The sequence below is a fragment of the Actinomadura syzygii genome (genome assembly GCF_008085905.1).
Classification (GTDB): Bacteria; Actinomycetota; Actinomycetes; order Streptosporangiales; family Streptosporangiaceae; genus Spirillospora; species Spirillospora syzygii.
Map to the genome: position 1 here is coordinate 48,645 of NZ_VSFF01000009.1, position 18,960 is coordinate 67,604.

Sequence of the window (18,960 nt, forward strand, 5' to 3'; positions counted from 1 at the left end):
CGTCGGGATGCCGTCGTTCCCGGACGCGGCGCGCCGCGCGGTGGCCGACCCGCGGCTGCGCGCCAACCTGGCGCACGCGACCACCACGATCCGGGCGCGGCGCGCGGACGCGGTCGCCGAGCTGGACGACTGGCCCGCGCTCCGCGAGGCGGGCAAACAGATCAAGGACCACGTCCTGGAGAACCTCGGCCACTACCTGCGCGTCCTGGAGGAGAAGGTCACGGACGCGGGTGGAAGGGTGCACTGGGCGCGCGACGCCGCCGAGGCGAACCGGATCGTCGCGGGCCTGGTGAAGGCGACCGGCGAGACCGAGGTCGTCAAGGTCAAGTCGATGGCGACGCAGGAGATCGGGCTGAACGAGTTCCTCGCCGGGGAGGGGATCACCGCCCACGAGACCGACCTGGCGGAGCTGATCGTCCAGCTCGGGGACGACCGCCCGTCGCACATCCTCGTCCCGGCGATCCACCGCAACCGGTCCGACATCCGCGACATCTTCCTGCGCGCGATGGACGACGTGCCGGAGGGACTGACCGACTCCCCCGCCGCGCTCGCGGAGGCGGCGCGGCGGCATCTGCGCGCGAAGTTCCTGTCGGCGAAGGTCGCGGTGTCGGGGGTGAACTTCGCCGTCGCCGACACCGGGACGCTCGTCGTCCTGGAGTCGGAGGGCAACGGCCGGATGTGCCTCACGCTCCCCGAGACGCTCATCTCGGTGATGGGCGTGGAGAAGGTCGTCCCGTCGTGGCGCGACCTCGAGGTGTTTCTGCAACTGCTGCCGCGCTCGTCCACGGCTGAGCGGATGAACCCCTACACCTCCGCCTGGACGGGCGTGCACCCCGGCGACGGCCCCCGCGACTTCCACCTCGTCCTGCTGGACAACGGCAGGACCGCCACCCTGGCCGACGAGGTGGGGCGGCAGGCGCTGCGCTGCATCCGCTGCTCCGCGTGCCTGAACGTGTGCCCGGTCTACCGGCGCGCGGGCGGCCACGCCTACGGGTCGCCGTATCCGGGGCCGATCGGCGCGATCCTGTCCCCGCAGATCAGGGGCATCGGGTCGGACGTAGACGCCTCCCTCCCGTACGCGTCGTCGCTGTGCGGGGCGTGCTTCGACGCCTGCCCGGTCGCGATCGACATCCCGGAGGTGCTCGTCCACCTGCGGGCGCGGGCGGTGGAGAAGGGGCCGCGCCATCCCCTCGAAAGGGTCGCGATGGCGGCGGCCGGATGGACGCTGCGCTCCCCCACCCGCCTCGCGCTCGCGCAGCGCGGGGCGTCGGCGTCGCGGCGCGTGGTGGCGCGCGGCGGACGGATCCGGCGGCTGCCCGGCCCGCTGTCCGCGTGGACCGAGACGCGGGACGCGCCCGCCCCGCCGCCCGAGTCGTTCCGCGCCTGGTGGGCCCGAACCGACGGCGGCCGCCACCCCGGGGACCAAGGGGGCGCCTCCCAGAAAGGCAGGGCCCGGTGAGCGCGCGCGACGAGATCCTCCGCCGGATCGAGCGGGTGACGCCGACACGTCCGGCCGCCGAGGTCGCCGCGGCCTACGAGCGGATCGACCGCGCGTACCGGCGGCGGCACCACGAGGGCGACGTCATCGGCCTGTTCGCGGAGCGGGTCGCCGACTACCGCGCGACCGTGCTGCGCGTCGCGCCGTCCGGCTTGCCGGGGGCGGTCGCGGAGCGGCTCGCCGCGCGGCCCGGTTCGTACGGGGTCCCGTCCGACCTGCCGCCGGAGTGGGTGTCCGAGGTGAGCGCGCCGCTCGTCCGCGACCCTTCGGTCGCCGCTCTGGACGGCCTCGCGGGCGCGGTCACCGGCTGCGCGGTCGCGATCGCCGAGACGGGGACGATCGTCCTGGACCACGGCGCCGCGCAGGGCCCGCGCGCGCTGTCGCTCGTCCCCGACTACCACCTGATCGTGGTGCGGGCGGAGCAGATCGCCCCGGACGTGCCGGACGCGCTGGCGCGGCTCGCCCCGGTCCGGCCGCTGACGTTCGTGTCCGGGCCGTCCGCGACGAGCGACATCGAACTGTCGCGGGTGGAGGGCGTGCACGGCCCGCGCACGCTCGAAGTGCTGGTCGTCGCGTGAGCGAGGCGAGTTTCGCGGCCGTCGACCTCGGCGCGTCCAGCGGGCGGGTGATGACGGCGCGCGTCGGGCCCGGCACGCTGGAGCTGGCGGAGGTCCGCCGCTTCCCGAACCGTCCGGTGCGGGTGAACGGCACCCTGTACTGGGACGTCCTCGGCCTGTACGGGAACGTGCTGGACGGGCTGCGCTCCGCGCCGTCCGGCCTCGCCTCGGTCGGCGTCGACTCGTGGGCCGTCGACTACGGGCTGCTGGACGGGGACGGCGCGCTGCTCGGCAACCCCGTCCACTACCGCGACCCGCGCACCGACGGCGTGCTGGAGCGGATCCGCGCGGAGGTGGGCGACGACCTCCTCTACCAGGCGTCGGGCATGCAGTTCCTCCCGTTCAACACGATCTACCAGCTCGCCGCGGACGACCTGTCGCGAGCGCGCACCCTTCTCCTCATCCCCGACCTGATCGCGGACTGGCTCACCGGGGAGATCGGCGCCGAGCGGACGAACGCGTCCACGACGGGGCTCCTCGACGTCCGCACCGGCACGTGGTCGAGCGACCTCCTGTCCCGCCTCGGCCTCCCCGCCGGGATCCTGCCGCCGCTGCGCGAGCCGGGCTCCCCGGTCGGCGTCCTGCGCCCGGACGTCGCCGCCGAGACCGGCCGCCCCGGCCTGCCGGTCGTCGCCGTCGGGTCGCACGACACGGCGTCGGCGGTCGCCGCCGTCCCCGCCGCCACCGACCGGTTCGCCCGCCCGCATCGCCGCGCACTGCCGCCGCCGCGGCCTCCCCGCGCCGGAGGGACGCGCCGCGACCGTCCGGTGCGTCCTGGACAGCCTCGCCCTCGCGCACCGCGCCGCGATCCGGCAGGCGTCGGCGCTGTCCGGACGGGACGTCGACGTCGTCCACCTGGTGGGCGGCGGCAGCCGCAACGACCTGCTCTGCCGGCTCACCGCCGACGCGTGCGGCCTCCCCGTCGTGGCCGGGCCGGTCGAGGCGACCGCGCTCGGAAACGTGCTGGCCCAGGCCCGCGCGCACGGCGCGGCGGGCGGCCTCGCGGAGTCGCGGGCGCTGGTCGCCGCGACGCAGCCGCTGCGCCGCTTCGTCCCGTCCGGCGACGCGGACCGCTGGGACGGGGCCGCCGCCCTCCTCGCCTCCCCGGCGCGGTGAAGCGGACCGGGGGCGACCACTCGGCCATGTGTCCACCTGTGGCCGTATCGGCGCGCTCCGAGGTCGGCGGCGGGGCCCGGCGGCCCCCGCGCTGGCGAGGGAGAAGGCGCGTCCGCAGGTCAGCGGACGCATGTTACGGCTCGGGGACGGTTTACCTTCTTGAGGTTGACATGGGGCGTGCGACGACGCTTGATAACAGGGAACAACACGGTGAGTCAGCACGGTGCCGGAGAGACCGCCCGTCGGAGTGACGCACGGCGCGGGGCGTGTTGCCCCCGCCCTATTGACGTTCGACCCGATAGGGTGAATTTCGCCAAAAGTCTCATGAACATCTACACAGAAGCATGATCACGGCGTATCGGCCGCCTGTCACTGTTGGGGTGTGGACATGGAGGGTCGTGCGGCCCGCGACGCCGGGACCCGTCCCGGCAACGCTCCGCTCGTCGGGCGACGGGACGCGCTGGAGGAGATCGGCCGCGTCCTGGACGCCGCCGAGGACGGCTACGGCTTCCTCGCGGTCGTCGGTGAGCCGGGCGCGGGCAAGACGCGGCTGCTGAACGAGCTGGCGGACGCCGCGACCGCGCGCAAGCTGACCTACGTCGCGGGCCGGGCCGCCGAGTTCGAGCAGGAGATGCCGTTCGGCGCCGTGGTCGACGCGCTGGACGACCACCTCGAAGAGCACACGCCCGAGTTGTCGCCCGCCGCGCTGCGGCTGCTCGGCACCGTGTTCCCCGCGCTCGCCGACCTCACCGACCATCCCCCGGCCGCCGCGTCGCCCGACTCGGGGGTGGCCCGCTACCAGTTGCACCGGACCGTCCGGCACGCGCTGGAGGAACTGGCCGACCCGCACGGCCTCGTGTTGATCCTGGACGACCTGCACTGGGCAGACGACGCGACGATCGAGCTGCTGGACCACCTCGTCCGGCACCCGCCGCGCGCCCGCGTGCTGATCTCGGTGGCCTACCGGCCCGCGCAGGCGTCGCCGCGGCTGGCGGCGCTGGTGGATGCGGCCGGGCCGCAGGGCGTGCGGGTGACGGTCGACCCGCTCACGCAGAGCGAGGTGGAGGAGTTCCTCGGCCCGGAGGTGACCCCGGCCCGCTGCGAGGCGCTGTTCAAGGCCAGCGGCGGCAACCCGTTCTACCTGGAGGCCCTGTCGAAGATGGGCGACGGGGGCATGCCCGCGGGCGCGGGCCCCGACCGGCAGGGCTGGGGCCGGGGCGTGGCGAACCTGACCGAGCTGCCGCCCGCCGTGCGCGCCGCGCTGCAGGTGGAACTGAGCGCACTCCCGGCCGAGGCGCTGCGGATGGCGCGCGGCGCCGCCGTCGCCGCCGACGTGTTCGAGCCCGCGCTCGCCGCCGTCGCCGCCGAGATGGAGCAGGGCGCCGCGCTCACCGCCCTGGACGTGCTGACCGGTCATGACGTGGTACGTCCGGCGCCGGGCGGACGGTTCAGGTTCCGACATCCGCTGGTGCGGCACGTCGCCTACGCCTCCACGGCGGCGGGCTGGCGGATCGCCGCGCACTCGCGGGTGTCGTCGCGGCTGGCCGAGCTGGGCGCGCCCGCGGCCGTCCGCGCCCACCACGTGGTGCGGTCTGCGCGGTTCGGCGACCGGGAGGCGATCCGCACGCTGGTGGAGGCGGCGCGGGTCGTCGCCTACCAGGCGCCGGGCACCGCCGCGTACTGGCTGGAGGCCGCGCTCGACCTGATGCCCGACGGCGCCGACCCCGCCGCCAACGGCTCGCATCCCGACCGGGTCGAGCTGCTTCTCGAACTGGCGCACGTGCAGACCGTCTCTGGGCACGCCGAGGCGGGCCGCGAGACCGCCCGCACGCTGCTCGGGCTGCTGCCGCTGGACGACACCGTCCGCCGCGCCCGCGCCGTCGTGCTCTGCGCCATCGTCGAACGCCAGGTCGGCCGCATCCACGAGGCCCGCGCCCTCGTCCTGGACGAGCTGCGCCGCATCACCGACCGCCAGACCCCCGAAGCCGTGCTGCTGCGCATCCGGCTGGTCAACGACCGGATGCAGCGGATCGACACCCGGGGCTCGCAGGCCGTCCTCGACACCATCCCCGACAGCGCCCCCGGCTGGGGCCCGGGTCTGACGGCGGCGGTCGTGGCGATGCGCCCGATGGTGTCCTACGGGCGCGGCGAGGTGGAGGAGGCGATCGGCCACGCGACCAAGGCCGACCAGCTGTTCTCCGCCGCCGCCGACACCGACTTCGCCGACTGCCTCGACAGCTTCGCGTGGCTGATCTTCGCCGAGTCGTTCCTCGGCATGTACGACAGCGCGCTGCGGCACGCCGAGCGGCTGGTGTCGATCACCCGCAAGACCGGCCAGACCTACACGCTCGGCTACATGCTGGCCGGGCAGTCCCGGATCCTGGCCTCGGTGGGGCGGATGGCCGAGGCCGCCGCCGTCGCCGACGAGGCCGCCGCCGTGGGCCGCGAGCTGCGCTCGCAGGAGGTCCTGGCCTACGGGCTGATCCAGCAGTGCCTGACCGCGAGCTGGACCGGCGACCACGACCGCGCGCTGCGCGCGGGCGAGGAGGCCGTCGCCAACGACACCGGCTCGGGCGAGTGGTGGACCCACATGGCCCACGTCGCCCGCGCCATGGCGATGATCAACGCGGGCCGGTCCGCGGAGGGCGCGGAGGCGCTGATCGCCGCGTGCGGCGACGGCACCCTCGGGCTCGACTTCGGCACCCTGGTCATCTGCGCCGAGACCCTCGCGTCGGTCCGCGCCGCCGAGGACGACCCGCCCGCAGACGGCCGCGACGCCGCCTACTGGGCCGGCATCGCCGACGCCATCGCCAACCCCGCCCTGCCCGGCGACGTCGGCCTCGCGCGGCTCGCCCACGCGCACGCGCTGCGCGCCGCCGACCCGGCCGCGTCCGCCGCGGCAGCCGCCGAGGCCGCCGAACTGCTGGCCAAAACCGGCCGCCGCCCGGACGCCGGACGCGCCGAACTCGCCGCCGGGCTCGCGCACGCCGCGACCGGCGACCGCACCGCCGCACGCGAACGCGTCCGCGCCGCCGCCGAGGTCTTCGAGGCCTGCGGGATGCGCGGGCTGCTCGCCCAGACCGTCCGGGAGCAGCGCCGGCTCGGCGTCCGCGTCGCGCCACCGGGCGGCTCACGTGCGAAAACGATCCGGCAGGAGACGCCGTACGGGCTGTCCCCGCGCGAGCACGAGATCGCTCAGCTCGTCGCCGAAGGGTGCAGCAACCAGCAGATCGCCGAGCGGCTCTACCTCAGCGTCCGCACCGTCGAAACCCACCTCTCACGGGTGTTCGCGAAGATCGGCGTCACGTCCCGGGTGGGCGTCGCGACGGCGATGAACCGGACACCGTGAACCACCTGGGCTGATTCCGACTCTCATCTCACGTAGGTCCCGTACTTACGTGCCGTCCTGATGTTCTCGTAAGTACGGGTTCTCCACGATGCCGCGCTGATATCCGCGTTTGGCAAGGTTAGGGCGTCAGAGAGGGCCGGAGGGGATGACCATGGGACAGCAACGGGGGATCGCGCGTTTCACACACGCGGGCGTCACCGACGCCGACATGTCCTCGCACCCCTTCGCGACCGAGGACGGGCTCGGCCTGAACCTGACCCGCTACCGCCGCGCCGACTGCGACGACGTGGTCCTGCTGGTGCACGGCCTGACGACGTCCAGCGACATGTACATCATGCCGGAGCACGCCAACCTGGTGAACGTCCTGCACGACGCCGGGTTCGGCGACGTGTGGACGCTCGACTACCGGATGAGCGGCCGGTACCCCTACAACGCCGAGACGCAGCGCCACACCCTCGACGACATCGCCCTCTACGACCATCCGGCGGCGCTCGCGGAGCTGCGCCGCCACGTCGGCGACCGGCGGATCCACGTGATCACGCACTGCCTCGGCGCGGTGTCGTTCTCGATGGCGGTGTTCGCCGGGACGGTCACCGGCATCGCCAGCCTGACGTGCAACAGCGTCTCGCTGGTGCCGCGCACGCCGCTCTGGTCGAAGATGAAGCTCGGCTACGGGCCGCCGCTGATGGAGTACCTCGTCGGACCGTGCCACCTCGACCCGCGCTACGGGATGGCGCCGCTGCTGACCCGCGGCTGGCTGCTCGCCAAGTCCGTCGGGCCGTTCCACCGCACGTGCGACGAGCCCGCGTGCCACATGCTGAGCTTCATGTGGGGCGGCGGAAAACCGATCTTCTCCCACGAGAAGATGTCGCCGGTCACCCACGGCCGGCTGCCCGACCTGTTCGGGGCATGCAACGTCAACTACTACCGGCACATCCTCAAGATGGTGCGGGCCGGACGCGCGGTGAAGTACGACCGCCGCGACCCGCGGCACAAGGACCTGCCGGACGACTACCTCGCGAACGCCGCGGACGTCACGACGCCGATCCTGTTCCTCACCGGAGACCGCAACCACGTGTTCACCGACTCCAACATCGTCTGCTACCGACGGCTCGAAAGGGTCACGCCGGGCCTGCACGAGCTGGCGGTCCTGCCCGGGTACGGCCACCAGGACGCCTTCATGGGCGCGTACGTCGACACCGAGGTGTTCCCGCAGGTACTCGACTTCTTGAAGAGGAAGGCGGGCTAGCGCCATGGAGCACGTCGACGCAGTCGTGGTCGGGTCCGGGTTCGGCGGATCCGTCGCCGCCTACCGGTTGGCGGAGGCCGGGAAGTCGGTCGTCCTGCTGGAGCGCGGGCAGCGGTACCCGCCGGGGAGCTTCCCGCGGTCGCCGTCCGAGATGGGGCGCGCCTTCTGGGACCCGAACGCCGGGCTGTACGGGATGTTCGACGTCTGGAGCTTCAAGGGCTGCGACTCTGTCGTGTCGTCCGGGCTCGGCGGCGGCTCGCTGATCTACGCGAACGTGCTGCTCCGCAAGGACGAGCACTGGTTCGTCGACGACGGCCCGGACGGGACGAAGCGGCGGTGGCCGGTCTCGCGCGCCGACCTCGACCCGCACTACGACGCGGTCGAGAAGATGATCGGCGTCGCGCCGTACCCGCTGGACCGCGTCCCGTTCGACGACACCCCGAAGACGCACGCGATGCAGGACGCGGCGGCCGAGCTCGGCCTGGACTGCACGCTGCCGCCGCTCGCGGTGAGCTTCGCGCCCCGGCCGGGCGGCACTCCGGGGCTGAGCCTGCCGATCGTGGACGCCGGGTACGGGAACATACACGGCGCCCCGCGGCGGACGTGCCGGCTGTGCGGCGAGTGCGACATCGGCTGCAACGAGGGCTCGAAGAACAGCCTCGACCACACCTACCTGTCGGCGGCGGCGCACCACGGCGCGGACATCCGCACGTCCCACGAGGTGAAGGCGCTGCGGCCGCGGCCGGGCGGCGGGTACGAGATCGACTACGTCCAGCACGAGCCGCCGCCCGCGCTGTCGCTGCGCAAGCGGCGCCGGCTGCCCGTCCAGACGATCTCCTGCGACCGGCTGATCCTCGGCGCGGGCACGTTCGGCACGACGTTCCTGCTGCTGAAGTCGGCGAAGGCGTTCCCGGGGCTGAGCGACGCGCTCGGCACGCGGTTCAGCGGCAACGGCGACCTGCTGACGTTCCTGCTGCGGGCCACCGACCGCAACCGGGTCCGGCCGCTGAACGCGAGCCGCGGGCCGGTGATCACGACGGCGATCCGGCTGCCGGACGAGCTGGACGGCGTCCCCGGCGCGGGTCGCGGCGCCTACATCGAGGACGGCGGCTACCCCGGGTTCACCGACTGGATCGTCGACGGGTTCGACATCCGCAACGACTTCGAGCGCGCGGTGAAGTTCATGTGGGACCGGTTCACCGACCTGTTCCGCGACGCGCCGGACACGAACCTGTCCAAGGAGATCTCCGAGCTGATCGGGGACGGCGCGCTCACGGTCAGCTCGCTGCCGCTGCTCGGCATGGGCCGCGACACCCCGGACGGGCGGCTGCGGCTGCGCGACGGGCGGCTCTCCGCCGACTGGACGAGCGAGACCAGCAAGGAGCTGTTCTCCCGCGTCCGCAAGACGATGCAGGGCATCGCGGACGTGCTCGGCGCCGACTACGCCGACAATCCGATGTGGTTCCGCAAGCGCATCGTCACCGTCCATCCGCTTGGCGGGGCTCCCATGGGCGCGCATGAGGGCGAGGGCGTCTGCGACGCCTTCGGCGAGGTGTTCGGGTTCCCGGGCCTTTACATCGCCGACGGGGCGGCGATGCCGGGGCCGGTGGGCCCGAATCCTTCGCTGACCATCGCCGCGCACGCCGACCGGTTGGCGACGCGGCTGCTGAACGGGGCGTCCGTGTCAGGGGGCGTGTCAGGGGGCGTGTCGGGGGGCGTGTCGGGGGGCACGGGCGGATCCACCGCCACCGCCCCGTCTGCCACGGGGGCCGGGCCGGTCGGGGGAACCGGCCCGCTGGACGGGGTGAATGGCGAGGCGTACGGCCCGGTTGCCGGGGGGCGTGGGGGGTCGTCCCCCCACAAGGAGCCCGTCCCGGTTGCCGGAGGGCTTGGGGGGTCGTCCCCCCACGGGGAGCCCGTTCTGGCGTCGGGGGGTCGCAGTGAGTCGCGGGGACTCGTCGCGGCGCCGGGCCGTACGTCGCTGTCCTTCACCGAGGAGATGAAGGGGTACGTCACCTACGGCGAGTCCGACTCGCGGGTCGGCGAGCTGGCTGACGGGCGGCTGCCGCTGTCCTTCCGGCTGACGATCACGACGGACGACACCGACCTCTTCCTGGCCGACTCGGACCACGAGGCGCGGGCCGAGGGGTGGGTCGACGCGACCGGCCACGGGGGCCGCCGCGCGGTCGAGGTGGGAACGTTCAACCTCTTCGTCGATCCGACCGGCGGGGCTGAGGACCGGCGGTTGATGAAGTACCGCCTCTTCTACACCGACGGCGACGGGAACGCGCGGACGCTCAGCGGGGTGAAGAACGTCCTGCACGGGCCGCCGACGCGGATCTGGCCGGACACGTCCACGCTGTACGTGCGGGTGCTGGACGGCCACGTCGGCGCGGACGAGGAGGACGGCGCGCGGGTGGTCGCGGCGGGGGTGCTGCAGATCAAGCTGACGGACTTCGCGCGCCAGCTCACCACGTTCCGGACGTCCGGTCCGGACGGGGCGGAGAAGCTGCTCGGCTTCGGGAGGTTCTTCGCCGGGGAGCTGTGGGAGGTGTACGGGCCCGGCTCCGGGTGATCCGGGGCCGCGGCGTCGCGGGGGGCCGCGAACGTGCAGGCCGAGGGAACTGCGGGGTGCTCTCGGCCTGCACCCTTTTCGCCGGGGGTCGCGCGGGGGGTCGCGCGGCCTCCGGCCCTTTTGGCGGGGGTCAGATGTCGCCCGCGCTGCGGGCGGGGCAGTCGGGCGGGCAGTGCTCGGTGTGCGCGGGCAGCCAGCGGGTCAGCGACGACACCACCAGCCGGAACCAGACCCGCAGCAGCGGCCCGGTGCCGGGGACGAGCGGCTCGAACTCGGCCTTCCAGCGAAGGTGCGTGCCGTTGTCGCGGGCCTCCAGGTACACGTCGCACCGGTAGCGGCGGACGGGCAGCCCGGAAAGGGCGATGTAGGCGTAGTGCCCGTACGGCTCGTAGACGACGGTCTGCTCGACGGCGGGCCAGAGCTTCCTGACCGTGCCGACGCCGTAGGCGCTGGTGTCGCCCTTGCGGCCCTGCTTCGCCGGGATGGGCAGCTTGCACCACGCGCCCCACGCCTCGGGGACGACGAGGTGCCGGAACAGGTCTTCGGGCGTGGCGGTGGTCGTGGCGGTGGCCTGGAGCATCCCCGAACGCTAGCCAGCCGCGGGCGGCGGGCACAAGCGCCTTGACGGCACGTTCCGGGTGCGGTCAGGCCCCGGCGAGGCGGCCGGTGTAGACGGCGCGGGCCGCGCCCAGCAGGTCGAGGTGCGCGGCGAGCTGCTCGGGCGTCTCCAGCCGGGCGGCGCGGCGGAGCAGGTCGCCGAGGCGGTCGAGGTAGTCCAGGCACCAGCGCAGGTCCGCCTCGCGGGCGACGTGCCGTCCGGCCACGCGCAGCCGGACGGGGCTGGTGTGCGCGAACGCGCCGGAGTGGTGCATGGACCGCTCGTGCGGCGGCCCGGTCGCGACGGCGACGACGTAGGTCGGCCCGGTGACGGTGAACTCCGCGCCGACCTCCCCCGGCGGGCCAGCGGCGAGGACGCCGTCGGCGGTGCGCAGTTCGACGCGGCCGACCTCGGGGCCGATCGTCCGGGCGGTGACGGTGACGCGGTCGCCGGGGGCGGCGTCGAGGACGTCCCCCGGGCCGTGGCCGTCGACGTCCAGTTCGAGCCAGGGGCCGGTGGTGGCGAACGTGCGGCCGCGGCGGATCGCGTCGCCGAACGACACGGCGGTGAGCGGGCCGTCCACCCGGGCGTAGACGCGGGCCCAGCCGGGCGGGCCGGACTGGCTGCCGCGCCGCTGGAACGACAGCATCGCGTCCGTCCCGGCGGTGGCGGCGAGGGCGTTGCCCGCGCCGAGCAGCCGCCGGTACATGACCGCGGTGGCGTGGATCGAGGAGTGGTTCAGGACGTCGAGCGAGTCGACGAGGCCGAGCGCGGCGTCCGCGACGATCTCGCGGGACGAGCAGTTCCGGCCGCCCGCGAGCAGCGCGGCGGGCGGGGCGTCCTCGGCGGCGGGCAGGTGGAACGGGTGGCTGTACCCGAGGACGGCGCCGAGGCCGCGCAGTTCGCGGCACCCTTCGGCGTTCGGCGGCCAGTCCGGGTCGCCGGCGAAGCCGGTGTGGAACCGTGCGGGCGGGCCGGTCACGCCGAAGGCGTAGAGGTGTCCGAGCAGGTCGTTGCGGTATTCGACGCCGAGGCGGGCGACGTGGGAGGCGTCGGACCAGGGCAGGTCGCGCCCGGCCCAGTGTTCGAGGGCCTCCCGGTCGTAGACGCGCCGGGACGCGACGTTCCCCGCGACGAGGTTGAGGACGTGCAGGTCCTCGCCGTGCTGCGCGGCGGCGGCGTGCGCGGGCGTGCCGACGGTGTCGCCCGCCCAGTTCATGTGGACATGCATGTCGCCGCCGTACCAGCCCTTCGCGGCGGCGTCGTAGAGGCGCGGCGGGGCCAACTCGACGAGCGTCTCCGCCCCGGCGCACGGGACGGCGCGGGTCTCGGCGGAGCCGTGCTCCATGCCGCGGGTGACGCGGACGGTGAGCGGCTCGGCGGGCACGTCCAGGACGACGTCGTCGCCGTGGAAGTAGGGGACGCGGTGCGCGTCGATCCGCTGCGGCGCGTCCGGCGGGTACCAGCCGCGCCCGTCGGCGCCGACGACCGTCCAGCGGCAGGGGGACCCGGCGCGCAGCCGGAGCCGCGCGGCGGCGGCCCGCCGGGTGAGCGAGCCGAGCGGGACGAGGATCTGGTCGACGAACACGCTGCTCCACGACGTGACCGGGAGGAGCCGCGCGCCCCCGGCCGGGACGTCGTGCGCCGTGCCGTCCACGCGGACGACGACCGGGACGTCCCGGGACGAGTCGACCAGCAGGGTGGTGGGGACGGGCCGCCCGTCCAGCACGGCGCGCGGCACGGCCTCCAGCGTCGCGCCGTCCGGCAGGACGCGCAGCGCCGCGAGGTTGTCCAGGACGCGGCCCCTGAGCGCGTCCCGGACGACCTCGTGCAGGTCGAGGGCCGGGATCAGGGCCTCGATCTCCTCGTCCGTCGCCCCGGGGTGCTCCGCGGCGACCAGGCGCAGGCACGCGGCCCGGTAGTCGCGCTCGTCCGGGAGGAACGCGCTGGCCTCGATCTGCCGCACGTATCCGACCGGGTCCTCGCCCCAGGTGGGGCCGTGCTCGCGGAGCAGCTCCCCGTACTCCTCCAGCGCCCGCGCCACGGCGGGCGGGAGCGGCTCGCCGGACTCGCGCATGCGTCCCTCCCGGGGCCGGGTCGGCACGGACCGCCGCCAGGGTGACACGGAACCCGCACGCCGCCCAGCGGACACCCGGCCGGCGGGGTGCGGCACCTTAGCCCCAGGAGGACGAACGTCCGCCCCGGGAGGCGGAACGTTCGACGCGGTAGAAGAATCGTGTACGACGGCCCTGCGCGGGCGGGCGGCGCGGGCTCAGGCGCGGGCCATGCCGTAGAGGCGTTCGACGTGGAGGCGGACGACGAGCCGCCCGTCCTCGACCATGACGCGGCGGTACTCGTCCCAGTCGGGGTGGTCGCCGCGGATGTCCCGGTACACCTCGACGAGCTCCTCGACGGCGGCGTCGCCGGGGTCGGCGGCGACGGCGGACAGCTCGGCGGTGCCCTCGGCGACCGCGTACGAGCTGCCGTCCGGGGTGCTGACGTGCAGGGACGCGCGCGGGTCGCGGGCGAGGTTGCGGGCCTTGGCCCGGTTCGCGGTGATGGAGATCCGGATGAGCCGGCGTCCCTCGTCGAAGTGGTAGTTGACGTTGGAGAGCTGGGGCCGCCCGTCCCGTTTGAGGGTGACGAGCACCCCGAGGTCCTGCCCGGCCACCAGTTTCGCGAGCGCGGCGTCGTCCGCCATGTTCCGCCTCCCTAAGGGTCCTGTGATGCAGGCGACAACCGCGCGGGACGCCGATCGCTTCCCGGTCGGCGCGCACCGCCCTTGGCCCGCGCCCTGGGGCGGCGGGGGCGCGGCCGCCGTCCGGTGGCGGGGCGTGCACCGGACGGCGGCGGCGCGGCGCGGTCAGCGGGCGGCGAGCGCCGGGAAGTCGAGGACGCGGGCGCCCGCGGCGGGCCGGTCGCCCGGCCCGCCGGGGTCCCCGGCCGTGCCGCCGGTGCGGCGGCCCCGGCGGGCCGCGCGGCCGGTGAGGATGTGGCCGCGGAACGCCGCGCCCTTCGCGGTGACCTTGATCGGCTGGAACGCCTCGGGCGGCAGCGCGCAGAAGCCGGTGCGCACGACGTCCTCGAACAGGGAGTCCGAGACGGCGTAGGCCAGGTCGCGGTCCGGGTCGTCCACCAGGAGGCGGCGCAGCGGCGCGGCGTCCAGCAGCCGCTGGACGACGATCGGCGCGTCGCCCGCGGGCCCGAACGGCCCGGCGGTCAGCGTGCCGTGGTGCAGCGAGAGCCGCACCCGCAACCGCCGCCCGCCCGCGCCCCCGGCGCCCGCGCCTGCGACGTTCCCGCTTCCGGCGTCCGCGCTCCCGGCGTCCACCGCGGCGTTGAGGTCGCGCAGCTCCGCGGCGAGGCCGATGACGAAGTCTCCGGCCACGGTCGCGGGGTCGGTGCCGTCCGGCAGCGTGGCGAGTTCGCCGTCGCCGCCGACCTGCTTGTCCCAGCGGGCGCGGTCGAGACCGGCGCCGGTGGCGGCGCGGTCGAGCGCGTCCGACAGGGACTGCTGCGCGGCCAGCTGCTCGCGCGTGTCGCGCTTGCTGTACCCCTGGATGTCCACCGCCAGCAGCAGGCGGTAGCTGAGTTGTGTTTCGCCGTGCCCTTTCACTGTGCCGATCCCGCCCCTCGGTCCTCTTCTGGGCGAATGGGCCCGGTGCCCGCATTCGCTCCAATGCGTGGAGTGAGCGTGCCCGGCTGAGGATCGTGTCGGCGGGTCCCCCGGGGCCGGTGCACCGCGCCGTCGCGGCCGGTCCGGGGCGTGTCCGGCAACTACGACGCGGCGGGGCCGGACCCCGCGCCCACGGTAAGGGAAAGGTGTCGAACTAGTAAGGAACGGGGCGGAAAACCGCCCGGGGCCGGTTGAACCCGGGGGTCGGCGGCGCCCGTACTGCCTCCCGACGTGACACCAGGCTCACGGCCACCGCGTCGCCCCGCCCTCGCACCAGCCGGAGACCCCCGATGGCCCATCGATCGTCGACCGCAGTGCCCGCCCCGCGAGAACGCCCCGCGGGCCCGTGGAGCTGGTTCCGCGGCCCCCGGCCCGCGGGCGGCGTGGACGACCAGGTGATCGTGACCGAGCTGTACCGCGTGTACGGCCGCCCGCTGCTGTCGTTCGTGCTGCGGCTCACCGGCGGCGACCGGCACTGGGCGGAGGACGTCGTCCAGGAGACGATGATCCGCGCGTGGCGCAGCGCCCACCAGCTCGACGAGAACGCGACGTCGCTGCTGCCGTGGCTCGCGACGGTCGCCCGCCGGATCGTCATCGACGACCAGCGCCGCAAGAACGCCAGGCCGCAGGAGGCGGGCGAGGGCCCGCTGGAGAACATGCGCGTCCCCGACGGGTTGGAGGATCTGCTGCGCTCCGTCGTCGTGTCCGAAGCCCTCCTCGCGCTGTCCCCCGCCCACCGCGAGATCCTCAACGAGACCTTCTTCCGGGACAGCTCGGTGAACGAGGCGGCCCGGCGGCTCGGCATCCCCGTGGGCACCGTGAAGTCCCGGGTCTACTACGCGCTCAGGGCGCTTCGCGTCGCCCTGGAGGAGAGGGGCGTGACGCCATGAGCGCGGACATGCTGCACGTGGACGTCGGCGCCTACGCCCTCGGCCTGCTGGAGGAGCCCGACCGGCGGGCGTTCGAGGCGCACCTCGCGAGCTGCGTCGCCTGCCGCGCCGAGCTCGACGAGCTGCGCGGCATCGCCGAGCAGCTCGACGGCATCGGCCCGATCGCCGAGCCGGTGGACGCCGCGGCCGCGCCGCCGGAGCCCGCGGTGGTCTCCGACCTGCTGCGGCGGCGGATCCGCCGGGAGCGGCGGCGGCGCGCGGCGCGGGCCGTCGCCGCGGCCGCCGCCGGGGTCGTGCTGATCGGCGGGGCGCTCGGCGCCGGGTTCACGCTCGGCGCCGACCGCGGCGACTCCGCGTCCCGGCAGGACGACGGCACGGCCGCGCTCATGCGGGACGGCACCGCGTTCTCGGCCGCCGACCCCGCGACCGGCGTCGCCGGGACGGTCGTCATGCAGCGCAAGCCGTGGGGCAGCCGGCTCGGCCTGCGGCTCACCAAGGTCGACGGGCCCGAGGAATGCGAGCTGGTCGCGGTGGACCGGGCGGGCCGCCGGCACACCGTCATCGGCTGGACGGTGCCCGCCGCCGGGTACGGGCTGCCCGGGTCGGCGCAGCCGCGGCTCACGCTGCAGGGCGCGACCGCGCTGCGGCCGGAGCAGATCACCCGGTTCGAGGTCCGCACGATCCGCGAGGGGCGCACACTGCTCGCCGTCCCCGCGTAGGGGCGCGCGGCGCGTCCCGCCGTCCGGCCGCACCGGCGGCGGGACGCGCCGCCCGCCCCGTCCCCCGGCTGGCCCATCTCCTAGGCTGAGAGGTGTGAACGCGCCCCGATCGTCCGCCGGACCCGCGCTGATGCTGCCGGGTCTGCGCGAGGTGTACGCGGCCTACGTCCGGGAGGCGGACGCCCTGCCCGCGCTGCCCGGCCCGCTGGAGGCGGAGGCGTGGACGTTCGCGCGGCTCGGGGCGCTGGAGGCCGCGGCCCCGGACTCCCGGACCCGGCGCGCCGCGCTCGCCGACCTGATCACCAGCCTGCGGGCCGCCGCGACGCCGGGCGCGCGCGGGTTCCTGCGCGCGCTCGCCGCGATCGGCCCGGCCGAGGCGCGCAGGGGCGCGGGCCGGGCCGCCGACGATCTGGACGCCGTCCCGGCGGCGCCCTGGGAGGGGTCGCTCGGCCGGGTCGTCCCCGGCCAGGCGTGGCTGATCCAGGAGGGCCCGCTCGACGGCGACCGCCTGATCTGCGAGTTCCGCTACGCCGACGAGGGGACGCGGGGCCTGCACGCGCTGGCCGTCCGGCTCTCGCACGGCGACGTGCCGTCCGAGGTGGTGCTGGTCGGGGACGTCCCGGCGCTGATGGCGGCGGCGCGGCAGGCGATGCAGGCCGAGCTGTGCGTCGTCCAGCCCTACGACGCGGCGACGGCCGGGCGGCGGCTCCGCGCCGCGCTCTCCCCCGCGGTTCCCGGGGGGCGCGGGGGGTCGTCCCCCCTCGGGGGAGGCGGCACGGAGCCCCTGCCCCAGGACTGCTACCCGGTGATGGCGCTGGCCCGGCACCGCGCCGAGCTGCTGCCCTAGCGGCCGAGGGAGCGGTACCGGCGGACCGACAGCGGCGCGAACACCGCCGCGATCGCCAGCGGCCACACCACCGCCATGAGGACGCTGTGCTCCGCCGCCCACGACCCGTCCGTCACCGGCGCGCCGAACAGCTCGCGGCACGCGGTCACGGTCGCCGACATCGGGTTCCATTCGGCGATCGCGCCGAGCCAGCCGGGCATCGTGCTCGGCGCGACCAGCGCGCTGGACAGGAACCCGATCGGCCACACCAGGATCTGGACGACCGCCACCGACTCCGGTCCCTTCGCGAGCAACCCGAGGTAGACGCCGAGCCAGACCAGCGCGAACCGCAGGAGCAGCAGGAGGCCGAGCCCGGCGAGCGCCCGCGCCGCGCCGTCGTGGACGCGCCACCCGATCAGCACGCCGCACACCGCCATCACGGCGAGCCCGACGGCCGAGTGGAGCATGTCGGCGGCGGCGCGTCCGGTGACGACGGCGGACGGCGACATCGGCATGGCGCGGAACCGGTCCGTCACGCCCTTGGCGGCGTCGCTCGCGACGGCGGCGAACGTCGTCTCGACGCCGAACGCCATCGTCAGCGCGAACATGCCGGGGACGATGAACTCCCGGTAGCTCCCGCCGCCGGGGACGTCCATCTGGCCGCCGAACAGGTAGCCCATCATCAGCACGACCATGACCGGGAACAGCAGCGCGACGGCGACGTCGCCGGGCCGCCGCGCCCAGTGCGCGAGGGCCCGCACGGTCAGGGTCCGGCCGTCGGCGACGGCCCAGCGCAGATCCTGCACGCTCACCGCGCCCTGCCTTTCTGGGGAGCGACCCCCAGATCCCCAGGGGGGCGGCGCCATGATCCTCGCTTCGCTGCGGTCACGACGCCACCTCCGTTTCCTTGTCGGTGAGGTGCAGGAACACCTCGTCGAGGGTGGGGCGGCGAAGCCCGATGTCGGCCACCCGGACGCCCGCGTCGTCGAGCGCGCGGACCGCCTCGGTGAGCGCGGCGGCCCGTCCGGTCACCGCCGCCCCGACGCGCAGGGCCTCGGCGTCGACGTCGACCTCGCCGGACGCGACACGCCCGACGATCTCCGCCGCGGCGGTGAGGCGTCCGGGGTCGTCCAGGACGACCTCGATCCGGTCGCCGCCGAGCCTCGACTTCAGTTCCTCCGGGGTGCCCCCGGCGATGACGCGGCCGTGGTCGATCACCGAGATCCCGGCCGCGAGCCGGTCGGCCTCCTCCAGGTACTGGGTGGTCAGCAGGACGGTCGTGCCGCCGTCCACCAGGGCGCGGATCGCGTCCCACACCTCGCTCCGGCCGCGCGGGTCGAGGCCGGTGGTCGGCTCGTCCAGGAACAGGACCGGCGGCGCGAGGATCATGGACGCGGCCAGGTCGAGGCGGCGGCGCATGCCGCCGGAGTACGTCCCGGCGGGCCGGTCGGCGGCGTCCGCGAGCCGGAACCGGTCGAGCAGCTCGTCGGCCCGGCGGCGCGCCTCCGTCGCGCCGAGGTGGTAGAGGCGGCCGAACATGACGAGGTTCTGCCGTCCGCCGAGCACCTCGTCGACGGCGGCGTGCTGCCCGACGAGGCCGATCCGCCGCCGCACCCGCGCCGCGTCCCGGACGACGTCGTGCCCGGCGACGCGGGCCGTCCCGGCGTCCGGCGCGGTGAGGGTCGCGAGGACGCGGACGGCGGTGGTCTTGCCCGCGCCGTTCGGGCCGAGCAGCCCGTGCACGGTCCCGGCGGGGACGCGCAGGTCGAGCCCGTCGAGCGCGGCGGTGCCGCCGTAGCGCTTGCGCAGTCCCTCGGCGAGGACCGCGAGCCGTGGTTCCGTCACCC

Annotated in this window: 15 protein-coding genes and 1 pseudogene; 10 read left to right on the top strand and 6 right to left on the bottom strand. The window is 75.0% G+C overall.

Annotated elements, in window-relative coordinates; translation table 11 throughout:
* The first annotated feature begins 7 nt into the window (after window positions 1-7).
* The 7 genes and pseudogenes from FXF65_RS23215 to FXF65_RS23240 all read left to right on the top strand — a co-directional run bounded on the left by FXF65_RS23215 (window position 8) and on the right by FXF65_RS23240 (window position 10,404).
* Complete coding sequence (locus tag FXF65_RS23215) at window positions 8-1,459, top strand: LutB/LldF family L-lactate oxidation iron-sulfur protein (RefSeq protein ID WP_222868734.1); 1,452 nt, start codon at window positions 8-10, stop codon at window positions 1,457-1,459.
* The gene (locus tag FXF65_RS23220; RefSeq protein WP_148352137.1) at window positions 1,456-2,076 is read left to right on the top strand and encodes a LutC/YkgG family protein; all 621 of its coding nucleotides are present in this window, start codon (window positions 1,456-1,458) and stop codon (window positions 2,074-2,076) included. The genes FXF65_RS23215 and FXF65_RS23220 overlap by 4 nt, the downstream gene beginning before the upstream one ends.
* 50 nt (window positions 2,077-2,126) lie before the next feature.
* Window positions 2,127-2,720 (top strand): annotated as a pseudogene (locus FXF65_RS46135) (FGGY family carbohydrate kinase); the annotation flags it as partial.
* 100 nt (window positions 2,721-2,820) lie between these two features.
* A complete protein-coding gene (locus FXF65_RS46140; protein WP_342787519.1) occupies window positions 2,821-3,231 on the top strand; it encodes an FGGY-family carbohydrate kinase in 411 nt (136 codons plus the stop codon).
* A gap of 388 nt (window positions 3,232-3,619) precedes the next feature.
* The gene (locus FXF65_RS23230) at window positions 3,620-6,580 is read left to right on the top strand and encodes a helix-turn-helix transcriptional regulator (protein ID WP_148352138.1); all 2,961 of its coding nucleotides are present in this window, start codon (window positions 3,620-3,622) and stop codon (window positions 6,578-6,580) included.
* Between the two features lie 151 nt (window positions 6,581-6,731).
* On the top strand, window positions 6,732-7,829 hold the full coding sequence (locus FXF65_RS23235) for an alpha/beta hydrolase (RefSeq protein ID WP_148352139.1): 1,098 nt from the start codon (window positions 6,732-6,734) through the stop codon (window positions 7,827-7,829).
* Between the two features lie 4 nt (window positions 7,830-7,833).
* Complete coding sequence (locus tag FXF65_RS23240) at window positions 7,834-10,404, top strand: GMC oxidoreductase (protein ID WP_148352140.1); 2,571 nt, start codon at window positions 7,834-7,836, stop codon at window positions 10,402-10,404.
* Window positions 10,405-10,534: 130 nt separating this feature from the next.
* Here FXF65_RS23240 and FXF65_RS23245 read toward each other — a convergent pair whose 3' ends face one another.
* The 4 genes from FXF65_RS23245 to FXF65_RS23260 form a co-directional block, all read right to left on the bottom strand.
* Window positions 10,535-10,984 (bottom strand): SRPBCC family protein, encoded by a 450-nt coding sequence (locus FXF65_RS23245; RefSeq protein WP_148352141.1) that lies wholly within the window; start codon window positions 10,982-10,984, stop codon window positions 10,535-10,537.
* A 64-nt stretch (window positions 10,985-11,048) separates the two neighbouring features.
* Window positions 11,049-13,079 carry a CehA/McbA family metallohydrolase gene (locus tag FXF65_RS23250; protein WP_148352142.1) on the bottom strand — a complete coding sequence of 677 codons (2,031 nt, stop codon included), beginning with the start codon at window positions 13,077-13,079 and terminating at the stop codon, window positions 11,049-11,051.
* A 195-nt stretch (window positions 13,080-13,274) separates the two neighbouring features.
* Window positions 13,275-13,703 carry a PPOX class F420-dependent oxidoreductase gene (locus tag FXF65_RS23255; protein WP_148352143.1) on the bottom strand — a complete coding sequence of 143 codons (429 nt, stop codon included), beginning with the start codon at window positions 13,701-13,703 and terminating at the stop codon, window positions 13,275-13,277.
* Between the two features lie 162 nt (window positions 13,704-13,865).
* A complete protein-coding gene (locus tag FXF65_RS23260) occupies window positions 13,866-14,618 on the bottom strand; it encodes a hypothetical protein (RefSeq protein ID WP_246199025.1) in 753 nt (250 codons plus the stop codon).
* Window positions 14,619-14,992: 374 nt separating this feature from the next.
* Here FXF65_RS23260 and FXF65_RS23265 point away from each other — a divergent pair, with 374 nt between their 5' ends.
* The 3 genes from FXF65_RS23265 (at window position 14,993) to FXF65_RS23275 (ending at window position 17,134) form a co-directional block, all read left to right on the top strand.
* Entirely contained in the window at window positions 14,993-15,568 is a 576-nt protein-coding gene (locus FXF65_RS23265) for a sigma-70 family RNA polymerase sigma factor (RefSeq protein WP_246199026.1), read from the top strand.
* A complete protein-coding gene (locus FXF65_RS23270; protein ID WP_148352145.1) occupies window positions 15,565-16,287 on the top strand; it encodes a zf-HC2 domain-containing protein in 723 nt (240 codons plus the stop codon). Before FXF65_RS23265 ends, FXF65_RS23270 begins: the two co-directional genes overlap by 4 nt.
* A gap of 94 nt (window positions 16,288-16,381) precedes the next feature.
* Window positions 16,382-17,134: a hypothetical protein gene (locus FXF65_RS23275; protein ID WP_148352146.1), complete on the top strand. Its 753-nt coding sequence runs from the start codon at window positions 16,382-16,384 to the stop codon at window positions 17,132-17,134.
* Here FXF65_RS23275 and FXF65_RS23280 read toward each other — a convergent pair.
* Together FXF65_RS23280 and FXF65_RS23285 are read right to left on the bottom strand one after the other, a co-directional pair.
* Window positions 17,131-17,979 carry an ABC transporter permease gene (locus FXF65_RS23280; RefSeq protein ID WP_148352147.1) on the bottom strand — a complete coding sequence of 283 codons (849 nt, stop codon included), beginning with the start codon at window positions 17,977-17,979 and terminating at the stop codon, window positions 17,131-17,133. The genes FXF65_RS23275 and FXF65_RS23280 overlap by 4 nt on opposite strands.
* 19 nt (window positions 17,980-17,998) lie before the next feature.
* Window positions 17,999-18,958: an ATP-binding cassette domain-containing protein gene (locus FXF65_RS23285; RefSeq protein ID WP_148352148.1), complete on the bottom strand. Its 960-nt coding sequence runs from the start codon at window positions 18,956-18,958 to the stop codon at window positions 17,999-18,001.
* Between the last annotated feature and the right edge of the window lie 2 nt (window positions 18,959-18,960).